This window comes from Chitinophaga sp. (assembly GCF_019236475.1).
Classification (GTDB): Bacteria; Bacteroidota; Bacteroidia; order Chitinophagales; family Chitinophagaceae; genus Chitinophaga.
Map to the genome: position 1 here is coordinate 207,289 of NZ_JAFAIX010000012.1, position 20,837 is coordinate 228,125.

Consider the following 20,837-nt stretch of genomic DNA (forward strand, 5'->3'; position numbering starts at 1 on the left):
TTAAGCGTTTGAAGCAATATTTGCTATGATTTCATAAAAATGAAACACATCCTGATAAGAGTTATACATTGGAGCCGGCGAAACCCTGATGACTCCGGGTTCTCTCCAGTCAACGATGATACCGGCATCTGTCATGCGTTGATGTATCTCTTTACCTTTATCCTTGAACAACAAAGATAACTGTGCGCCACGTTCATTACAATTATTAGGTGTAATTATTTCGAAATTTATGCCTTCGATTTGGCTCAAAAGGAATTCCAAATAGTTGGTCATTCCTATACTTTTTTCTCTTAAAGCCTTTATACCGGCTGATTCAAATAATTCCAGGGAGGCCTTTAAACTAACCATGTTAAACACTTGGGCAGTACTTTGCTGCCACCCTTCTGCTGTATCTTTTGGCACAAATCCCTTTTCCATTTTAAAACGTACGCTCTCTTCGTTGCCCCACCAGCCACCTAAGCGGAGGAATCCGCGGTTGCCGGCATATCTTTCGTGCACAAATGCGCCACCTACAGCGCCCGGACCGCCATTCAAGTACTTATAAGAGCACCATACGGCAAAGTCCACATTCCAATCGTGCAATGATACCGGTATATTTCCTGCTACGTGCGCCAGGTCAAAACCTGCATATGCTCCTGCCTTATGAGCGGCAGCCGTAATTGCCGGGATGTCAAAAAACTGACCGGTATAATAATTTATTCCACCAAATAAAACTAATGCTAAACTATCACTTTCCCTGTTAATAATATCTAAAATATCTTCGGTTCTGATTAATTGTTCGCCAGGTCGGGGTGAAACCTCTATAATCGCGTTTGCTGGTTCAAATCCATGAAACTTAACCTGTGTTTCAACTGCATATTGGTCACTGGGAAATGCTCCTGCTTCCATTAACACTTTAAACCGCTGTTTGGTTGGCCGGTAAAAACTTAACATCATAAAATGTAAGTTCACAGTCAGTGTATTCATTACCGTTAGCTCCTGCTGACTTGCCCCCATAATACTAGTAAGGGGCTTGCTGCAATATTGCTGATAATATAACCAAGGATTTTTGGCCCCCCAGTAGCCCTCAACTGCGCACTGCTGCCAGTCTGCAAGCTCCTGATCTATAGCCGCTTTTACGTTCCGAGGTTGTAATCCCAACGAATTTCCACATAAATATATTGCATCCTTTCCGTTACGCTGAGGAAAATAAAACTGCTCTCTGAATCTGTTTAACGGATCCTTCTGGTCCTGCTCTTTAGCAAACGCTAACGATGCTACGTACTCCATGGTCTTCCAATCTTTACCTAAATTGCTAATGCTTTTAATGGCTGCTTATCTCTCTTACCCGATTAAATATCCGCTATTCTAACACTTATTAATACTTCTCAATTAAAATATCTCTGTAAACAGGCAAACAGTCATAACTGTTTAAATCAGAACGTTTTCATTGGTAATCACTATATTACGTGCTTACGTGGCTAGGATTTATCAAGGTTAGTAACGTGAAAAACAATCTGAAGGACCAAAAGTAATAAAGGCTGCCCAATTGCCCGCAATTCCAAATGTTAAAATTTGTTAATGAATCTAAATTTACTTACTTCTACCCAAATATAACAAAAAAACCGTCCCGAAGAATCAGGACGGTGTCTGTTAACCTACAACTGTTACACTGTATAGAAAAATTTATACTTTCTTTAATTCATAGCTGCCTTCTCTAGGCTCTCCTTAGGCGCCTGCACTATCTCTTCTGGCTTATTGAAGAAATGGTAAGGTTTGGGAGACACGTAGTCCGGGTGATGCAATTTCCTCACTACGTCCCGCTTCATGAACAATTTCAGCACCACTACCAGGAATGGCACATATTTCAATGCTCGTGGCCAATTATACCAATCCAGCACATCAATGGAACGCTTGTTCATGGCATACATTGTTGGCACCAGGATCAAAGTCAGGAAGGTCGCAAAAACCAACCCGAATACCATTGTCCAGGCCAACGGTCCCCAGAAGGCAACGTTATCACCTCCGAAATAAATGTTCGGTTGGAAGTGTGTAAACAATCCTTCAAAGTCAATATTGAAGCCTATTGCCAGCGGAACCAATCCTAATATCGCTGCTATAGCGGTGAGTATTACCGGTGTCATACGGGTTCTGCCCGCTTCTACTACTGCATCATATACTTTGGCATCCTGCTGTATTAACAGGTCGGTAAATTCCACCAATACAATACCATTCCTCACAACGATACCCGCCAAGGCCATAATACCTACACCATTCATGACAATGGATATATCCATTCCAAAGATGGAGAAGCCCAGGAATACTCCGATAATACTGAATAGAATCTCCAATAAAATGATGGCAGGACGACCAATCGAGTTAAACTGTGTCACCATAATCATCAACATCAAACCAAACGCTCCCAGCATCGCCATTAACAGGAAGTTCATCGTTTCCATCTGGTCTTCCTGTTCCCCTGTCATCTTAATGGTTACATTGTTAGGATGGGAGAAGTCTTTCAAAGAATTCTCAATCTGCTGTACTACTTCATTGGCATTGTAACCGGTCAGGACGTTGGAATACAGCGAGATCACACGCTTCTGATCGATGCGTTTAATACCTGCATAGGTATTCGTGTACTTCACGTCTGCGACAGCAGACAATGGTACTTGTCTTACTGCTCCACCCATGTTCATATCCCTGTACACGAGGTTCAAGTTCATCAGATTGTTGATATTATTACGCTGGTCTTCTCTCAAACGAACCATGATCTTATACTCATCCTTGGCATCACGGATTTTGGATGCTTCGGTACCGAACAAGGCTGTACGCAAGGCTCCGCCAATCATGGCCGTGGAAATTCCCTGTGCATTAGCTCGCTGGCGATCTATGGAAACTACCACTTCTGGTTTGTTATCTTCAAAATCACTCTTCAACTCTTCTACCCCATCAATGTGTAAGGAGTCGAGATAACGTTTAAGCCTGAACGAAGAGACTGTCAGGTCTCCAAAATCATCTCCACTGATCTCAATGTTAATTGGTTTACCAGTTGGAGGGCCACCTTTCTCCTGCTCTACCGTAATGTTGGCGCCAGGTATACCTTTCACCGCATTACGAATTTTGTCGAGATATTGCACAGTGGATTGTCCCTTTCTTGCCCCAAATTCCACAAATGCGACAGTTACTTTACCCTTTTGAGGTTCTGTACTTTGGGTCATCTCCTGTGGATCCCCGGCTCCCTTTGCCACATTGGAAATAATAGATTCTACAATTGGGTTGTTTGAGCCAACCACTTTTGTAATGCGTTGCTCCACTAGGCGGGTGATAGAATCTGTATATTTCTGATCTGTACCGTTGGGCAACTGGATATAAGTAAAAATAAAGTTAGGATCTGCGGAAGGAAAGAATACTACTTTAGGATTTCGTATAGCCGTTACCATTATACTTAGTATCAGCAAACCGAAAGTAGCGATCAGTATACCAACTGGCCTCCAGCCCACCAAGCACCATTGTAAGATTCTTTTGTAGGCATCCTGTACTTTTGGCCAGAACTTATGCTGGAAACGACGCGCAACACCCGCCAGCCAGAAACGTTCCAACACAATCACCAGGTAAATGAAGATCACAAAGTTGCCTACACCCGGACTGCCATTAAGATACCCCATCAAAGCTACCAGTGCAAAAACGCCAGTCAGGATCTGGAACTTCCTGTTAAACTTGGGTTTAGGATGATGTTCACCTTCATGTCTGTCCATGAAATCCACCGCAAATACCGGGTTGATGATATAGGCTACAATTAGGGATGCTCCCAATGTGGTAATCAATGTTACCGGCAGGAAGAACATAAATTTACCAATCACTCCTGGCCAGAATAACAGTGGGAAGAATGGAGCCAATACCGTCAGGGTTCCTGAGAATACCGGCAGGAAAACCTCTCCTGCTGCCACTTTCGCCGCTTTTACAATGCCCAGATCTTTACGCTCATTGAAGATACGGTGTACGTTTTCAATTACCACAATCGCGTCATCCACCACAATACCTAATGCTAGCAAGAAGGAAAACAACACCATCATGTTGAGTGTGAATCCATATACAGGTAGCAAGAGGAAGGCTATAAACATGGAGATTGGTACCGACAACGCCACGAATATGGCATTCACCGCTCCCATAAAGAACATCAGGATTAATGTTACCAACAAGAACCCGATGATAATAGTATTGATCAGGTCATGAAGGGTTACACGAGTGGATTTGGATTGATCCGCAGTAATGGTCACACTCAGGTTTTTAGGGAAATGGTTCTTCACCATATCCGCCTCAATTGCCCGGATTTTATCAGATGCATCAATCAGGTTTTTACCACTCTGTTTGATAACGTTGAGCGTGATTACGTTTTTACCATTCAATCGTGCGTAGCTTTCCTGTTCCAGGAATCCATCCTTCACCTCGGCAATATCACGGAGGTATACGGTGGCGCCAGACTGGCCTCTCACGATGATATTTCCAATCTGTGAAGGGTCTTTATATTCTCCTTTTACACTCAGTGTCCGTTTTTGTCCATCCATGGCCACCAATCCACCAGAGATGGTGATGTTTTCACCCTGGATAGCGCCAATGATATCTCCGAAGCCAATCTTTGCCGCATCCATTTTATACTTGTCCACATTAATCTGGATTTCTCTTTCCAAGGCGCCGACAATATCCACACGGGTGATTTCAGGAAGTGCTTCAATCCTGTCTTTCATATCGTCTGCATACTGTTTCAGTCGTTGCAGATCGAAATCACCAGACAGATTGACGTTCATGATAGGAATCTGAGAAACATCAACTTTAGTGATAGAAGGGTCCTGGGTAAGGTTTTGCGGGAGATCTTTCTTAGCATCATCCACTTTTTCCCTTACTTGTTGGCGAGCGGATTCAATGTTTACATTCGCATTAAATTCGATATTGATAATAGAGAAATCCTGCATGGATGTACTCTTTATCTTTTTCACACCTGCAATACCATTGAGTTGTTTTTCAATGGGCTTAGTCAGCAGTGTTTCCACATCTTCAGGAGAAGTACCCATGTTTACCGTACTGATGATAAACTGAGGGAATACCACTTCTGGGAATTGCTCCTTTGGACGGGCGTTATATGCGAGGATACCAGCTATGGTCAGGAATAAGGTAGCCAGATAGATGCTGACCTTATTGTCTATGGCCCAACTGGTAGGCTTAAACTCTTTCTTAAGATTATCTTTCATAAGCTTGCATTAATCAGTTGGCCTAGGATTTAATAAGGTCGTTGTCGTTCAGGCCTTGGAATCCGGTGGTAACCACTTTGTCACCTTTTTGCAGACCGGATTTCACTTCTGCCCTATCGTTGTAAGTACGTCCAAGCTGGATATCGCGGCGCATTGCTATTGTTTTACCATTCTGCTCGAGGGCCACCATTACGTATGGTTTACCAGCAGCATACTGGATAACGCCTACAGGAATAACGATCGCATCAGGAGCGCTGTAGTCAATGATTTTCAATTGAGCGATCATATTAGGGCGCAGTGTAGCGTCGGGTTTCAGCGGTACTTCTACATTAATTGTACGGCTCAGTGGATCGATAGTACGACTTGCAAAACCAATAATGGTGCGGATTTCCTTCTTAATATCTGGGAAGTTCAGCACTACTGCGCCTCCAGTTTTCACCAGTCCCGCATAGGCTTCCGCCACACTAGCAGTAACTTTCAGGTTAGAAGCATTTACCACGCGGAAAGCGGGCATACCGGGAGCTGCATTATCTCCTAATTTCGCGATCACCGCATCCACAGTACCCGAAATAGGAGCAATAATCCTTGTTTGCGCCAGTTGGTCCTGCATAGTAGCCAGGCGGCGTTCCAAGGATTCTTTATTGCTTTTCGCGTTGAGGTATTGAACTTCAGAGCCAATTTTCTGGTTCCAGAGATTTTGTTGTTTGGAGAAGAGCGTATTGGCGAGCTCCAGTTGCGTATGTAGTTCCGCGATAGAAGCGCGCAGTACTTGATCGTCTACCTGGGCCAATACCTGACCTTTGGTAACCGCTTGTCCTTCTTTGACAGCGATATTGGTAATCACGCCAGGTACGCGGGCGGAAACATTCACGTTTTCGCGGGCATCCACTGCACCTTGCACATCGATATAGTGTTCAAACAAAGAAGCTTCCACTGGAGTAATCACCACATCTTTCACATGGGCGCTATCACTGGTACCTAGTTCTTTTTCCAGCGCAGCTATCTTCTTATTGATATCTTCAACGTATTTGGCTTTATCTGTTTTCAACTGCTGCAATTCCTTCTCCTTTTCAGCCTTGGAATTTTTTTGTCCGCCGCCGCAGGAAGCCATAACGATAGCAGTAACAGGCAGTAGGAAAAAATACTTAGTATTCATATAGAAAGAGATGAAGTGATTTAAAGTTTACCGTATGCTTTCAGCAGATCTATTTTTGCTACAACTGCATTATAGAGCGCTGTGAAATAATTATTCTGAGCTGTCAGCAGATCGCTTTCAGCGGTGCTCATTTCCAGGCTAGAACCTACCCCTTCGCGGTATTTGATACGAGTGGTGCGGTATACATCTTCTGCAAGCGCCATGTTCTTTTCCTGTGCTTGAAGTGTTAGAACGTTATTGCGGAAAGTAGAAGAAGATTGTTCTCGTTCCAGGTCTATGGCCAGTTTCACATTTTCGATCTGCACATCAGATTTTTTCACAGCCAGTTGTGCCTGCTCTACTTGGTGGCGGCGTTGAAAGCCGGTGAAGATAGGAACACTGAGATTCAAGCCTGTATTGAGATAACCGTACCACACGTGATCCTGGAAGTAGTCAAATTTATTACTTCCTCTGAGCGCACCAGTGGCAGCAAACAGTTGGAGAGAAGGCAGTCCTTTCAGCTTATATCTCTTCAAATCATATTCATTCGCTTTCTTCTGTGTTTCTAGGAGTTGGTATTCGATACGTTGTCCGTAGTCAAACTTGTCCATATCCAATACTTCAGCTACCACCTGGCTGGTAGTGAGTGAATCTGTGAGAATCACCTGTTGTTGGAGCGGCATACCCATTTGGTATTTCAGGGCAGCGGTGCCGAGTTCAATCAGGTTATTCAGTTTGGTTTGTTCTGTTTGCAGATTTGTATACTGTACCGTGAGGCGGTCTACATCCAGTTTTTCCACCAGGCCATTTTTGTAAATCTCCTTTGTTTCTTTGAGGAGATTATCCATGGTAGTGAGTGTACCGCTGAGGATGCCCAGTGCTTTCTGGGCAGAGAGCACATTATAATATGCCTTGTACACGCTGGTTTTCACATCGATCTCAGATTTGGTGATATTTTTATTCACCAGTTCTTCCAGTGTTTTTCGGGCCTGGAGAGCCACGAGTACGCTGGGATCGAAGAGTGTCTGCGTCAATCTGACTTCCCCCATCAGGTTATGTGGCAACTGGAAGGAAGCCACGGTGAAGGAATCCTTGGGAAGACCAAAGTTCTTCAGGTTGAACTGTTGTTTCTGGAGGATGGGGTTATATTGATATTGCCCAGTACCATTGACGCTGGGAAGAGCCATACCACTAATTTCCTTGTTTTTAGCGAGTTGGATAAGTTGGTCCAATTTGGCTGTTTTTACTTCAGCCTGGTTGGCCAGTGCATAGTCAACTGCATCTTTTGCGGAAAGGCGGATAGGTTCCGGGTTCACCGGTTGTTGGGCGTTGGCGGTTCCGATTGATAGCAGCCACACCAACAAACCAATGCCGGTGAGCCTGTTGAAGAATAGCATAGTTTATATGTTTTGCGATAGTTGTTTGTACTTTTCAATGAGTTTATACCCCTTTGACGAAGCCACACCATACAAAAAATTCTCCAGCAGTACCTTTTGTACTTTATCCATATCATGTTCTCCGGGGAAGTTTTCCGGCTGGAAACTAGCCGTACAGCCTTGTATACGATAATTCACCAGAATTCTGATATTGAGATCCGGTCGATAAAGGCCATCATGGATACCTCTTTCCAGGTTTTCCGTAATCATTGCCGCGAGGTCTTGGTGCTGATAGTCTAGAAATGCCTGATAAGCTTTAGCGTGGTATTTCTGGAGGTCCAGCATGATAACCGGATTAATATTCCGCAGTCTTTTATCAATCATCTCCATTACGAGGAACATCTCATCGATGGCATCTTTGGATCGTTGTTTATTTGCCAGGCATTCCTGGTGGATACTGTGGATGAAACCGGAAACAGACTGGTACACCAGATCGTCTTTATCGGAGAAGTGGGCGTAGAGTGTTTTTTTAGAAAGGCCCATTTTCAGCGCGATATCATCCATTGTAATGGAGCGGGTTCCGAACTGCCGGAACAGGCTAAAAGCCTTGTCCAATATACGTTCCTGTACTTCCATAGAATTCTTTGGTGCTAACGATTATCAATACACTACAAAACTATGGAAACTTTTTAAACTTCAAAAGTTTCCAGTAATATTTTTTTTATATGTCACAACATGTATTACTGGGGAGAGTAAAAAGCGGGGGCATTCCGCATTATTGAGTAATTTGCAGCATCAATTATTGACCATGTCGCCAAAGCTTAAATTAAAAGTATTTGCATCGCGTTTATTGCGCTATTTTTTTCAGGGATTACTTATTCTGGCGCCGATTAGTATTACTGCGTTGACCCTATATTGGGCGTTTGTGACAATAGACAATCTGATACCCAGGGAGTTGATTCCAGATGATGCCGCCTTTAATTTTCTGCACTTTAAGGGTGTGGGATTTGTGTTGGTATTTCTGCTGATAATAGTGGTGGGCTATTTGAGTTCCTCTTTCATTCTTGGGCGGATATTTGCCTTGTTTGACAAGTTATTGGAGCGTACGCCATTTATCAAATACATCTATTCTTCTATTAAAGATGTATTTGATGCGTTTGTGGGAGAGAAGAAGAAATTTGATCATCCAGTGCTAGTGCAGATTTACGGGGTAGATGTGTGGGAGATGGGATTCATCACGCAGTCGGATGTCACCAATTTTGGGTTGGAAGGGTATATGGCGGTATATGTACCGCATGCTTATGCCATTACAGGTAAAGTATTTATGGTACCTAAGACCAAAGTGAAGCAATTGACCAACATCTCTGCCGGCGATGCCATGAAGTTTGCCGTGAGTGGTGGTGTGACCAACATCGGATAAAATTACTAGAAATGTGGTTCGGGGATTTATTTCTTCCGAACCACGTTTTTTGTGTTATAGAATGCGCTAATTTGGTTTCCAAAACCAGATTGTTATGTTAACCCGGAAGTCTATACGAATTTCCCTGCCCTTATTATTTTCATTTTTATTTACTGCTGTGGAGCTGCATGGCTGGGGCTTTTTCGCGCATCAGCGTATTAATCGTTTGGCGGTATTTTGTTTACCACCGGAGATGATGGTATTGTATAAGCCGTATTTGGAATACTTGACGACCCATGCCACAGATCCGGATAAGCGCCGATATGCAGTGGCAGCGGAGGCTCCCAGGCATTATATTGATATGGATGTTTATGACAGTGTTCCGTTTGTGAATATTCCCCGCAACTGGGATGCTGCTGTAGCGCGGTATTCGGTGGATTCACTGCAACGTAATGGCATTCTTCCTTGGCATCTGGAAAAGATGATGGCCATGTTAACGAAGGCTTTCAGGGAAAGAGACCAATATCAGATACTGCGATTATCTGCGGACCTGGGGCATTATGTGGCCGATGCGCATGTACCGTTGCATGCCTGTTCCAATCATAACGGGCAATTTACTGGGCAGCAGGGGATTCATGGATTATGGGAATCCAGAGTACCGGAATTGTTGGCCGACAAGGAGTTTGATTACTGGGTAGGAAAAGCGGAATACATTCCTGCACTGCGGCCATATTTCTGGAAAGTGGTGACTGCCAGCGGGATGGCGGCAGATACTGTGCTTCGGGAAGAGCGGCAACTGAGTGCTAGGGTGCCCGCATCGGCGAAGTATAGTTTTGAGCTGCGAAATGGAAAACTGGTTAAGAATTATGCATCGGCCTATACCATCGCGTATCACCGAGCGTTGCATGGGATGGTGGAAAGACGCATGCAGCAGGCCATACGCGGAGTAGCCTGTTGTTGGTATACGGCCTGGGTAAACGCTGGGCAACCTGCATTGAGGGAATTATCGCATACTAGCTTCACGGTATTGGAGTTGTTGGATTTCGTAAATTTACAGCGTCAATGGCTGCACGGGCAGATGCTGGGAAGATCGGAAGAATAGCAGAGAAAATAATATATTGGGGCTTACTAAAAATTTTGAAAAGATATTTTATCTTTGTCGCACTAGCTTTAGCCTATCCTTACACCACGCGCCTTACAGGTTTTAACACCCGTGCCGTTTTTTTTCCGTTTCCTTAGAAAAACCAAACAAAGTGGAAAGATCAAAAAATGAATTTAATCTGGATCGCAACATGAAGGTGCACAATTTTAACGCAGGTCCTTCTGTATTACCTAACGAGGTATTGTACAAAGCCAGCAAAGCCCTGATCGATTTTGAAGGGTCAGGAATGTCTATACTGGAGATTGGTCACAGGACACAACCGTTTATCGCGGTAATGGAAGAGGCCCGTAGCCTGGTAAGGGAACTGATGCAACTGGATGACGACTTTGAAGTACTGTATCTGCACGGTGGTGCTACTACGCAGTTCATGCAGGTTCCTATGAACCTGTTGGAGAACAGCAGCACTGCTGCCTATGTAGATACCGGTGTTTGGTCCAATAAGGCTATTAAAGAAGCCAAATTGTTCGGCTACGTAGATGTAGTAGCCAGCTCCAAAGAAAGCAACTATAATCACATCCCCAAGCAGTTTACTATTCCTCCGCAGGCAAGTTACCTGCACATCACCACCAATAATACCATCTATGGTACACAGTGGCAGATGACCCCGGTTACTGATGTACCCTTGGTAGCAGACATGAGTAGTGACATTATGAGCCGCAGCATGGACTTCAATAAGTACTCGCTGATTTATGCAGGCGTACAGAAAAACATGGGCGCCGCAGGCGCTACGATGGTAGCTGTACGTAAAAGCATGCTCGGAAAGGTTTCCCGCAAGATTCCCTCTATTCTCGATTATAAAAATCATATCGAGAATGGCTCCATGCTTAATACCCCTCCGGTATTTGCCGTTTATATTTCTATGCTCACGCTCCGTTGGTTGAAAGAACAAGGCGGCGTAACAGCTATCGAAAAAATAAACGATAAAAAAGCAGCCCTCCTCTACGATGAAATTGACCATAACCCACTGTTCCGTGGTACCGTTGTCAAAGAAGACCGTAGTAAGATGAATGCTTGCTTTGTAATGGATAAACCTGAGATGGAAGAGGAATTCTTGAAATTCTGTAAAAAAGAAGATATCGTTGGCATCAAAGGACATCGCCTTTCCGGTGGGTTCCGCGTATCCATGTACAACGCGCTCCCTTATGAAAGCGTGGAAGTCATGGTAGAAGCCATGAAATATTTCAGCCTGAAGAAAGCTTAATTCGCTTCGTCAGCCATCATTAACAGGAGGTAAGTACCCGCCATCGGCAGGAACTTACCTCCTGCTGTTTTATAGCCTACGGTAGCTGCCTTTTTATTGTTATATTTAGTATTCATACACACCTAACAATTATGGCTATTATCAAACCCTTCCAAGGATTAAGGCCTCAACCCGAAATTGCCGCCAAAGTAGCTGCAAGGCCTTACGATGTACTCAGCTCCGCAGAAGCAAAACAAGAAGCAACTGGCAACCCTGTCTCCTTCTACCACGTTTCCAAATCGGAAATAGACCTCCCAGAAAATACAGATGTCCATAGCCAACAGGTATACGACCAGGCAGCCACCAACCTTCGAAAATTTGTTTCCGAGGGGACCTTGTTCCAGGATGAACAACCCTGCTATTACATTTATAAACTGGTCATGAATGGACGCGCGCAAACCGGCTTGGTATGCGCTTCCTCCGTGGCGGATTATAACAATGGGATTATCAAAAAACATGAGTTTACCCGTCCGGATAAAGAACTTGACAGAATCAACCATATTAAAACTACCCTTGCTCAAACAGGAAATGTTTTCCTGGCCTATAATGATGTACCCGAAGTAAATACCATCATTGATCAATGGCAGGTACAACATAAACCCATATACGATTTTACAGCAGAAGATGGCATTAGCCATACCGTTTGGGCAGTCAACACGCCTGCTGCGGTCAATACCATCACTACCTTGTTTGCAGAAAAAGTTCCGGCTACCTATATTGCCGATGGGCACCACCGAGCTGCCTCTGCGAGTCTTGTCCAGAAAGAGTTTCAGCAAAATGGAAAGATCACAGGCATCGATAATCCAGTGAACTACTTCCTCACTACGATATTCCCTGCCAGCCAACTCGCTATCATGGACTACAACAGAGTGGTAAAAGACCTGAATGGTTTGAGCAAAGAAGCATTTTTATCTCGACTAGACTATGCCTTTAACGTAGAAGAAATCGGTCATCTTCCGCAGGCTCCTTCCATGTTACATGAATTCACCATGTACCTGGATGGACGTTGGTATCGGTTGGTAGCTGAGGAAGGCACCTTCACTACAGATCCTATTGGCGTGTTGGACGTTACTATTCTTTCCAATAATATACTCGACAATATACTGGGTATTAAAGATCAACGTACCGATAAACGCATTGATTTCGTAGGAGGGATTAGAGGATTGCAGGAATTAGTGAAAAGAGTAGACAGCGGGGAGATGAAAGTGGCCTTTGCCCTCTACCCTGTTACCATACAACAACTGTTTGACATAGCCGACAGTGGTAATGTAATGCCGCCCAAAAGCACCTGGTTCGAACCGAAGCTGCGAGATGGACTGATTACTCATCTTATCTAGCAGGAAAATAATCGTTGCTGATAGTAAAGAAATATAACTTTAGGTCTGCCTTCTTTCGGCAGACCTATATTTTTTTATGAGCGCGCACAGTAGCATGATGCCTACGTGTCTCCCAATACTAAATATCAATCTTTATCCTATGCCTATGGAACATTGAAGCGCCAGTGGTTCATCAAGCTTATTCAAATAATAATTATATTTAATACAAATAACTGTCGCAGTTCGGACTGCGACACATTCCCCCAATTTCCCTTACTTTTACAAGAAACGAAGGACAGGAATGCATAAGAGGTCTTCTTTATTGAAAACATTATTTGTTGCGGGGGTATTATTTTCTCAGACAGTATTTGCTCAGGATGCTGCAGAATTGTACAAAACAGCTACCGGTTTCCAGCGTACTGGGGATTATTCCAACGCTATCTTGGTATTCAACCAGGCATTACAGTTGGACCCGGATAATTTTGAAACCAAGAAGCAGTTGGCGTATACCTATTACCTGAAAGGGGATATGAACAGGGCCAAAGGCATCATTGACCCGCTCCTGAACAAAAAGGAAGTGGATGTACAGGCATTTCAGATTGCAGGCAATATTTACGTTAGCCGAGAGGAATGGAAATCTGCCCAGAAAATATATGAGCGTGCGCTACGTAAGTTTCCAGAAAGTGGTGAACTGTATACCGATAATGGTAACCTCCTTATGAACTTCAAGATGTATGACGCCGCCCTGAATAGCTGGCTGAAAGGCATCGAGAAGGATCCTGCATTTCCTGGCAATTATTACAATGCCACTAAAACTTATTACTACAGCAATAATCCCCTCTGGTGCATTATCTATGGTGAAATTTTCATGAATATGGAAAGCTTTACCACCCGTACCGCCGAAGTAAGGAATATTTTGCTAGAGTCTTATAAACGATTATTTAATGACCCTGCATTACTGAACAGTATAATGCCGGAGGATGGTAAGAAAAGATCCAAAGGTGGCAACGGCGGATTTACCCAAGCTTACAAACAGTCTATGGGCAAACAGTTGGGTGTAGTTACCGGTGGAGTGGATTTAGACGGACTGGTGATGGTACGTACGCGTTTCCTCCTGGATTGGGATAATAACTATGCAGCGGAATTTCCTTTTTCACTGTTCGATTTTCAAAGAAAGCTCCTGCGCGAGGGATTGTTTGAAGCTTATAACCAATGGTTGTTTGGTCCGGCTATAAGCCAGGGCAGATATAAAGCTTGGACAACGCTCCATAAGCAGGAATATGACGCCTTTACTAAATCCCAACGTGACACGCCGTTTAAGACAAGGCCGGATGAGTATTATAATGATGGGAAGTTTTCGTTGGTGAACACGGGATATTAATCACCTCAGAAACCACAAAATCTAAATATGCTTGTTGCTAAACACCAAAACACGATTGACAAAGCCGTTAAAGCTAATCATGAAAGGACATTCTATGCGCATTATCCCGAGCACCCCAAAGCATACGGTGATGAAGCGCATGCAATAGGTATGCAGAGCTATCAACAGATGCTCGGCAAACCTTTTAAACAATTACTACAGACCGGTGAAACCGGTTGGACAGGTGAAGAAGTGTCTCCCTACAGCGGCGAAGTACTGGGCGTTACTTACCCAGTATTTGCAGTAAAAGACCTCGTGGAGAAAGCAGCGGAAGCAGGGAAATCCTGGGCGAAAGTGCCAGTTGCAGAAAGAGCCGCTGCCCTTACAGAAACGCTGGACCGCATCAAGGATCATTTCTTTGATATTGCCAATGCCACCATGCATACTACTGGTCAGAGTTTCATGATGAGTTTCCAGGCATCTGGCCCACATGCCAATGATAGGGCATTGGAAGCCATAGCAGCCGGTTATCATGAATTGACCCGTTATCCGGAGCATTTGCTTTGGGAGAAACCCATGGGAAAAGTAAGTGTTAAGTTATCTAAGTCATTCCGAGCCATTCCCAAAGGTATTGGGATAGTGATTGGTTGTTCCACTTTCCCCGTATGGAATTCTTTGCCAGGAATGTATGCAGACCTGATTACCGGCAACCCAGTAATTGTGAAACCGCATCCAAAGGCTATTCTTCCTATCGCGATTGCGGTAAGCTGTATTCAGCAAGCCTTACAAGAAAATGGCTACAATCCAGATATTTGCCAGTTGGCAGCGGATAGCACAGAACATCTCATCACCAAAGAGTTGTGCGAGCATCCTGCAGTTAAGCTGATAGATTATACAGGAGGCAGCACATTCGGTGAATATGTAGAATCGCTCAAAGGCAAGACTGCATTCACAGAAAAGGCAGGCGTCAACTCTATCATCCTTGACAGTGTAAAAGACCTGGATGCTGTTATTCAGAATCTGGCGTTTTCGATTAGTTTATATTCTGGGCAGATGTGTACTGCTCCACAGAATTTCTTTATTCCTGAGCATGGCATTCAGACCAGCAATGGATTGGTTGGTTTCAATGATGTGGCGCAGAAATTCAAGGAAGCAGTGGAATCCTTGGTAAACAACCCGAAAATGGGAGCTGGCACATTGGGCGCAGTACAGAATGAACAAACCCTTCAGCGTGCGAAAGAGGCGCAGATGTTGGGTGGTAAAGTAGTACTGGCAGGTCAGGCTATCAGCAATGAAGAGTTTTCCAATGCACGTATGTTCACCCCTACTATTCTGGAAGTGACTAGTGCAGACAATAAAATTTACGAACAGGAATTATTTGGCCCTATTGTGCTGATTATCAAAACAAAAGACACCAAACATTCCATTCAACTCGCCAAACAGATGGCATTGAAACACGGTGCTATTACCTGTGGCGCTTATACCACTGATCCACTTGTAAAAGCAGAAATCACCGAAGAGATGAACAGTGTTTTCACCCCGGTATCATTTAATCTTACAGGATTTATCTGGGTAAACCAACATGCTGCCTTTTCAGATTTCCATGTTACGGGCGGTAATCCAGCCGGCAACGCCAGCTTTACCAATCAGGAGTTTATTCTGAAACGGTTTGTATGGGTAGGTAACCGTGAATTGGCCGAATAAAAGGAAAAAATTCAGGAGGACCCGGCTACAGCGTACAGTTGTAGCCGGGTTTTTCAATAAAATATGTTATATTCATATATGATCCGACAGACTGCATACCTACTTACATTGACAGCAATGCTGGCATCTTGCCAGGAAGCACCGCATGCGGACAAGGCCAAGGTAAGCGAGGCCAAGACCGTAAAAGTCGGGGAAGGGCATGCATATCTAGCCGATACAGCTACCAGTATTATTGGCTGGATTGGCACTAAACCAACTGGCAAGCATCATGGTATTTTGAAAGTGCATAGTGGCGTGATTTACATAAAGGATACTACTATTACCGCAGCAGAGTTTGTTATAGACATGCACACCCTACAGAATGTAGACCTTGCCAGTGATACTGCCATGAAAAACAAGTTGGAAAGCGAATTGAAAGGGCCATTGTTTTTTGATACTGGGAAGTTTCCGATTGCCAGTTTTGAGATGACGGCTATAGAACCGTTTAAACCAACCTTGGATGAAGACGTAACCCTGAAAGATGCCACGCACAGAATTCAGGGGAATTTTACCATTAGAGGTGTGACCAAGAATATATCTTTTCCTGCTGTTATTAACATTACTTCCGGTAAAGTGACCGCCGAGGCCAGCTTCAATATAGATAGAACGTTATGGGGTATCAATTACCGTGCTGATAAGAGTCTTCAGGATAAACTGATCAATTCCCAGGTAAATATCAGTTTCAGTATTACTGCTATCAGATAGTGAGAAAATTAGGGCTTTTTTTACTATTAAAGCCGGGAAAAAAGATTAAATTTAAACAGCAGCCACTATCGGTAAAAGCTGAAACAATATGGAAAATCTCCAAGATCGGGATGAGCAGCTATGGCAAATAAAAACCAAAGCAGCCATTAAATCCCATATGATCCTGTATCTACTGGTGAATGCTGGTTTATGGGGAGTATGGTTTCTGGCTGACAGTGAGAAGCACCATCGTTTGCCCTGGCCTGTATGGCCTTCGCTGACATGGGGAATAATCCTGGCCTACAGATATTACAACGGTCTTCACAAAGTTACTCCCGGTAAATTTGGGAAGCTGGAGAAGCGCGAGCAAACACGTTATTAAGATAAAGCCAAACAAAAATATAGCAAAATGGACCAGCCGCAACGACTATTTGACGTCATTAACTATCAGCTCGAGCATTACCCGAAAGAGGATATGCTGGCAGCCAAAGAGAATGGTCAATGGAGGAAATACAGCACCCGTGAAGTAGGCGATATCGCCATGAAATTCAGTTCTGGATTGCTTCGCCTGGGTATCAGAGCGGGTATCAAGGAAAATGAGGAGAAAGATAAAATTGCTATCATAGCACCTAACCGCCCGGAATGGATTATGACCGACCTGGCCTGTCAACAGTTGGGTGCAGTACTAACCCCCATTTATCCAACTATCAGTCAGCATGAGCTGGAATTTGTGCTGAATAACGCAGAAGCCAGATTGCTGTTTGTGAACGATAAAGACTTGCTGGATAAAGTGTTGGAAGCAAGGGATAAATTTCCTACCATCCGGGAAATCTTCACATTTGAAAAAGTGGAAGGCGCCCGTCACTGGACGGAAGTATTGGCACTTGGCCAAGAAGAAGATTATGAAAAAATCGACCTGGTTAAACAGAATATATCTCCAGAAGAACTGGTAACAATCATTTATACATCCGGTACTACTGGTACCCCTAAGGGCGTAATGCTGAGTCACCATAACATTGTTAGCAATGTTACCTCTTGTAAGCCTTATCTCCCTGTAAACGAGAACGCCAGGGCTTTAAGCTTCCTTCCGTTGAACCACATTTTCGAACGCATGGTAACCTACTTGTACCTTACGGCAGGTGTGCCTATTTACTATGCAGAGAATATGGATAAAATTGCGGACAACCTGAAAGAGGTAAAACCTACCATTTTCACTACCGTACCGCGACTGCTAGAGAAAGTATATGAGAAGATTATGGCTACCGGCCTGGAACTGAAGGGCATTAAAAGGGCGCTATTCTTCTGGTCTGTGGATATAGGTAAACGTTATGAAATCAATAAAAACCAAGGCTTCTGGTATAACCTGGAGTTAAAAATAGCCAACAAGCTGGTATTCAGTAAGTGGAGGGCCGCTCTGGGTGGTAATATCCAGGCGATCGTCAATGGAGCTGCTGCTTGCCAAGTGCGCTTGTTGAAAATATTCACTGCCGGTGGTATCCCTATCCTAGAAGGTTATGGACTCACAGAAACATCGCCGGTTATCAGTGTAAACAGGTATCCTGTGGAAGATCGTATGTTCGGTACCGTTGGTCCCATCATTAGCGGGATCCAGGTGAAGATCGCGGAAGATGGCGAAATTCTCTGTAAAGGGCCTAATATCACCATGGGTTATTATAAACGTCCAGACCTCACTGCCGACGCTATTAAAGACGGCTGGTTTCATACCGGTGATATTGGCGTTATCATAGATGATAAATTCCTTAAAATCACCGACAGGAAGAAAGAACTCTTCAAAACCTCCGGTGGTAAATTCGTGGCGCCACAACCTATTGAAAATAAATTTAAGGAATCTCCATACATAGAGCAGATTATGGTGGTAGGTGAAGACCGCAAATTCACGGGCGCTTTAATCGTTCCTTCTTTCAGCAATTTGAAGAAATGGAGCGAGAAGAGAGGTATCCAATGGACTACCAATGAAACCATGCTCAAAAATCCAGAAATAAAGGAGCTTTTCAAGCAAGCGGTGGAAAAATACAACCAGTTCTTTAACCATATTGAACAAGTGAAGAAATTCGCGCTCTTATCCCGCGAATGGACAGTAGATGACGGCGAATTGACGCCTACCCTCAAAGTAAAACGGAAAGTGATCCTGGAGCGTTATAAAAGCGAAATAGACGGCATCTACGCTCCTGCTGCCGGGAAAGTTGACATAGAAAGTATTTAAAAATTAATATAAATACCTTACTTTTGCCACCCAATCCCGAAAAACGGGGTTGGAATAGGCCCGGTAGTTCAATGGATAGAATAGAAGTTTCCTAAACTTTAGATACAAGTTCGATTCTTGTCCGGGCTACGAAAATATTCATTCGCCTGAATTTAGCTTTGCTGGATTCAGGCGAATTTCGTTTAGGGATGGGAGTATCCTGCTACTAATCCATCTTCTTATCCACCATCTCACTCTAAGCTTAAATTCTCGCACAAAATTGAGCTGCAAAACCTTCTTTTAATGATGATACTTACACCCCCTAAAATGATCCAAAAATCGATGCCACCAGGAGAACTTACGCTTACAAACAACATATCCCGTTATCCCTGTTTTTATTTGGACACCATATCCCACAACTACCAACTCGTTTAAATTTTTCACCAATAGGTTTAGCTTTATCTGCTGAGGTCCTGAGCCTGTCAGTGCATTCAATGGAATAGTTTGTGTTTCATAACCAATCTGACTTATTTCGAATATTAAAGGAGTCCTTTGTAATCCAGGTCGGATACTAATATGGAATTTTCCATCTGTAGCAGATGTTCCGCCAATGTCGTATCTACCTTTACATTTTATAGTAGCACCTGCAATAGGTGTATTATCCTTTGCATCTAAGATCTCTCCATAAAACTCAAACGGCACGCAACTGGTATCATAAAGCGGCTTACTTACCTGCACGGTAGTATCAGCACGTTGGGCTTTTAGCACACCAGGAAATATCATCGATAAAAAGGAAGATAATGCGAAGATGGGTAATATTGGACGACGAGATCTACTTTCTTCTGCAATTACTCTGTCTAGTTGAGAAACGTCAAACCTACCACAAACGCCGCCAGCAGTACTACTCAGCTTATCAAGTATCTCCTGATCGGTTAATGCGGTGAAATCAGTAACTGTCTTTTGACACTGTTGACAATAATTGCCACCACAACGAGGCTCCATGCGGTCCCACTGTTCATGGCAAGGTTCAGGGATAGAAATAGTAATAGTTCTTTTCATAAGTGGGATACGATTCCTTATAATTTAACGAAATTCCACTGTATAAAAAGAACTATTTATTAACTCTTCCGAAATGTCTTATTTAATTCCTGGAAATTATTAAAAATCAAGCGGTGCAAACGTTTGGGGGATATCCCTCCCGATGTCTTATTCCTTCCATGCATCCAGATTCGATCATTCAGCATATACCCCTCCCCTTTGTGTAACTTAATACTGAATTTATGCTTGTCCATTACCTGTTTGATCTTGTCTGACCAGCCATACTTTTCATCGTACAACAACTCAAATAATTCATCATAATTGTCTTTCCTAAGATCCGCATATACCAACTCTTTCATTCGCTTAATGGTACTGATAGGTACCTTCCCTAACTGCGGCATCACCACTTCAAACAACTCAGACAACTCCAGGAAAGCCGAAGAACCACTGGTATCGCGGGGTACATGCTCATATACATTGAACAAGATCTTCGGGATGTACAAATCACAATGCAATGGAAACTCGCTCTCCTGTTTTCCTGATGTCAACGGAGAATATAATGCACCCATCTTATCATTAGTAATTTCTGTCAATGTGGAACGAAACAAAGCAAACAGGAAATGGAAAACTTTTGCATTGATCTTTCTGTCGATCAGATTGGTGAAGAACACGATTTTATCTCCTGGATCAAAATGAAAGAGTGAATAGGCATAGTTCCGAAAGTCGTGCAGAAAGGATTTATCCAACTTAGACAAGGCTACTGAAAAGCTGTAGTTATAATCCTTATACTTGTTCAGATAAATAAAATCTACTTCATTTATCTTATTCAGTTGTTTGTCGAAATCTGTATGACTGTTTCGGAAGATATCACTCCACGTAAGCCATACGAGGTCCTTAGATGCAGATAATTTCTGTAACTCAGGACGGGGTGCTGTTTCCTGGAATAAAATCATAGT

The 20,837-nt window shown here is 43.5% G+C and carries 16 protein-coding genes and 1 tRNA gene; 10 read left to right on the top strand and 7 right to left on the bottom strand.

Annotated features, from left to right (window positions below):
- The 5 genes from kynU to JO154_RS16950 form a co-directional block, all read right to left on the bottom strand.
- Nucleotides 1-1,269 carry a kynureninase gene (gene kynU, locus JO154_RS16930; protein ID WP_291947649.1) on the bottom strand — a complete coding sequence of 423 codons (1,269 nt, stop codon included), beginning with the start codon at nt 1,267-1,269 and terminating at the stop codon, nt 1-3.
- 407 nt (nt 1,270-1,676) lie between these two features.
- Nucleotides 1,677-5,225: an efflux RND transporter permease subunit gene (locus JO154_RS16935; RefSeq protein ID WP_291947651.1), complete on the bottom strand. Its 3,549-nt coding sequence runs from the start codon at nt 5,223-5,225 to the stop codon at nt 1,677-1,679.
- A gap of 22 nt (nt 5,226-5,247) precedes the next feature.
- Nucleotides 5,248-6,381 carry an efflux RND transporter periplasmic adaptor subunit gene (locus JO154_RS16940; protein WP_291947653.1) on the bottom strand — a complete coding sequence of 378 codons (1,134 nt, stop codon included), beginning with the start codon at nt 6,379-6,381 and terminating at the stop codon, nt 5,248-5,250.
- A 20-nt stretch (nt 6,382-6,401) separates the two neighbouring features.
- Nucleotides 6,402-7,757 carry a TolC family protein gene (locus JO154_RS16945; protein WP_291947655.1) on the bottom strand — a complete coding sequence of 452 codons (1,356 nt, stop codon included), beginning with the start codon at nt 7,755-7,757 and terminating at the stop codon, nt 6,402-6,404.
- Between the two features lie 3 nt (nt 7,758-7,760).
- Complete coding sequence (locus JO154_RS16950) at nt 7,761-8,372, bottom strand: TetR/AcrR family transcriptional regulator (RefSeq protein ID WP_291947658.1); 612 nt, start codon at nt 8,370-8,372, stop codon at nt 7,761-7,763.
- Nucleotides 8,373-8,661: 289 nt separating this feature from the next.
- Here JO154_RS16950 and JO154_RS16955 point away from each other — a divergent pair, with 289 nt between their 5' ends.
- From JO154_RS16955 to JO154_RS17000, 10 genes are all read left to right on the top strand, one after another.
- Nucleotides 8,662-9,156: a DUF502 domain-containing protein gene (locus tag JO154_RS16955; RefSeq protein ID WP_291947660.1), complete on the top strand. Its 495-nt coding sequence runs from the start codon at nt 8,662-8,664 to the stop codon at nt 9,154-9,156.
- A gap of 94 nt (nt 9,157-9,250) precedes the next feature.
- Complete coding sequence (locus JO154_RS16960) at nt 9,251-10,237, top strand: zinc dependent phospholipase C family protein (RefSeq protein WP_291947662.1); 987 nt, start codon at nt 9,251-9,253, stop codon at nt 10,235-10,237.
- Nucleotides 10,238-10,388: 151 nt separating this feature from the next.
- Entirely contained in the window at nt 10,389-11,498 is a 1,110-nt protein-coding gene (serC, locus tag JO154_RS16965) for a 3-phosphoserine/phosphohydroxythreonine transaminase (RefSeq protein ID WP_291947663.1), read from the top strand.
- A 131-nt stretch (nt 11,499-11,629) separates the two neighbouring features.
- The gene (locus JO154_RS16970; protein WP_291947665.1) at nt 11,630-12,874 is read left to right on the top strand and encodes a DUF1015 family protein; all 1,245 of its coding nucleotides are present in this window, start codon (nt 11,630-11,632) and stop codon (nt 12,872-12,874) included.
- Between the two features lie 301 nt (nt 12,875-13,175).
- Complete coding sequence (locus tag JO154_RS16975) at nt 13,176-14,234, top strand: tetratricopeptide repeat protein (RefSeq protein WP_291947667.1); 1,059 nt, start codon at nt 13,176-13,178, stop codon at nt 14,232-14,234.
- Nucleotides 14,235-14,261: 27 nt separating this feature from the next.
- Nucleotides 14,262-15,917: a phenylacetic acid degradation protein PaaN gene (gene paaN, locus JO154_RS16980; protein ID WP_291947669.1), complete on the top strand. Its 1,656-nt coding sequence runs from the start codon at nt 14,262-14,264 to the stop codon at nt 15,915-15,917.
- Between the two features lie 78 nt (nt 15,918-15,995).
- Nucleotides 15,996-16,661 carry a YceI family protein gene (locus JO154_RS16985; protein WP_291947671.1) on the top strand — a complete coding sequence of 222 codons (666 nt, stop codon included), beginning with the start codon at nt 15,996-15,998 and terminating at the stop codon, nt 16,659-16,661.
- An 88-nt stretch (nt 16,662-16,749) separates the two neighbouring features.
- Complete coding sequence (locus JO154_RS16990) at nt 16,750-17,022, top strand: 2TM domain-containing protein (RefSeq protein ID WP_291947674.1); 273 nt, start codon at nt 16,750-16,752, stop codon at nt 17,020-17,022.
- 27 nt (nt 17,023-17,049) lie between these two features.
- Nucleotides 17,050-18,864: a long-chain fatty acid--CoA ligase gene (locus tag JO154_RS16995; protein WP_291947676.1), complete on the top strand. Its 1,815-nt coding sequence runs from the start codon at nt 17,050-17,052 to the stop codon at nt 18,862-18,864.
- A gap of 57 nt (nt 18,865-18,921) precedes the next feature.
- A tRNA-Arg gene (locus JO154_RS17000) sits at nt 18,922-18,993 on the top strand.
- Between the two features lie 150 nt (nt 18,994-19,143).
- Here JO154_RS17000 and JO154_RS17005 read toward each other — a convergent pair.
- Nucleotides 19,144-19,902 (bottom strand): carboxypeptidase-like regulatory domain-containing protein, encoded by a 759-nt coding sequence (locus JO154_RS17005; RefSeq protein ID WP_291947678.1) that lies wholly within the window; start codon nt 19,900-19,902, stop codon nt 19,144-19,146.
- Between the two features lie 59 nt (nt 19,903-19,961).
- Nucleotides 19,962-20,834, bottom strand: coding sequence for a hypothetical protein (locus JO154_RS17010; RefSeq protein ID WP_291947680.1), 873 nt, complete (start codon nt 20,832-20,834; stop codon nt 19,962-19,964).
- Nucleotides 20,835-20,837: the final 3 nt, after the last annotated feature.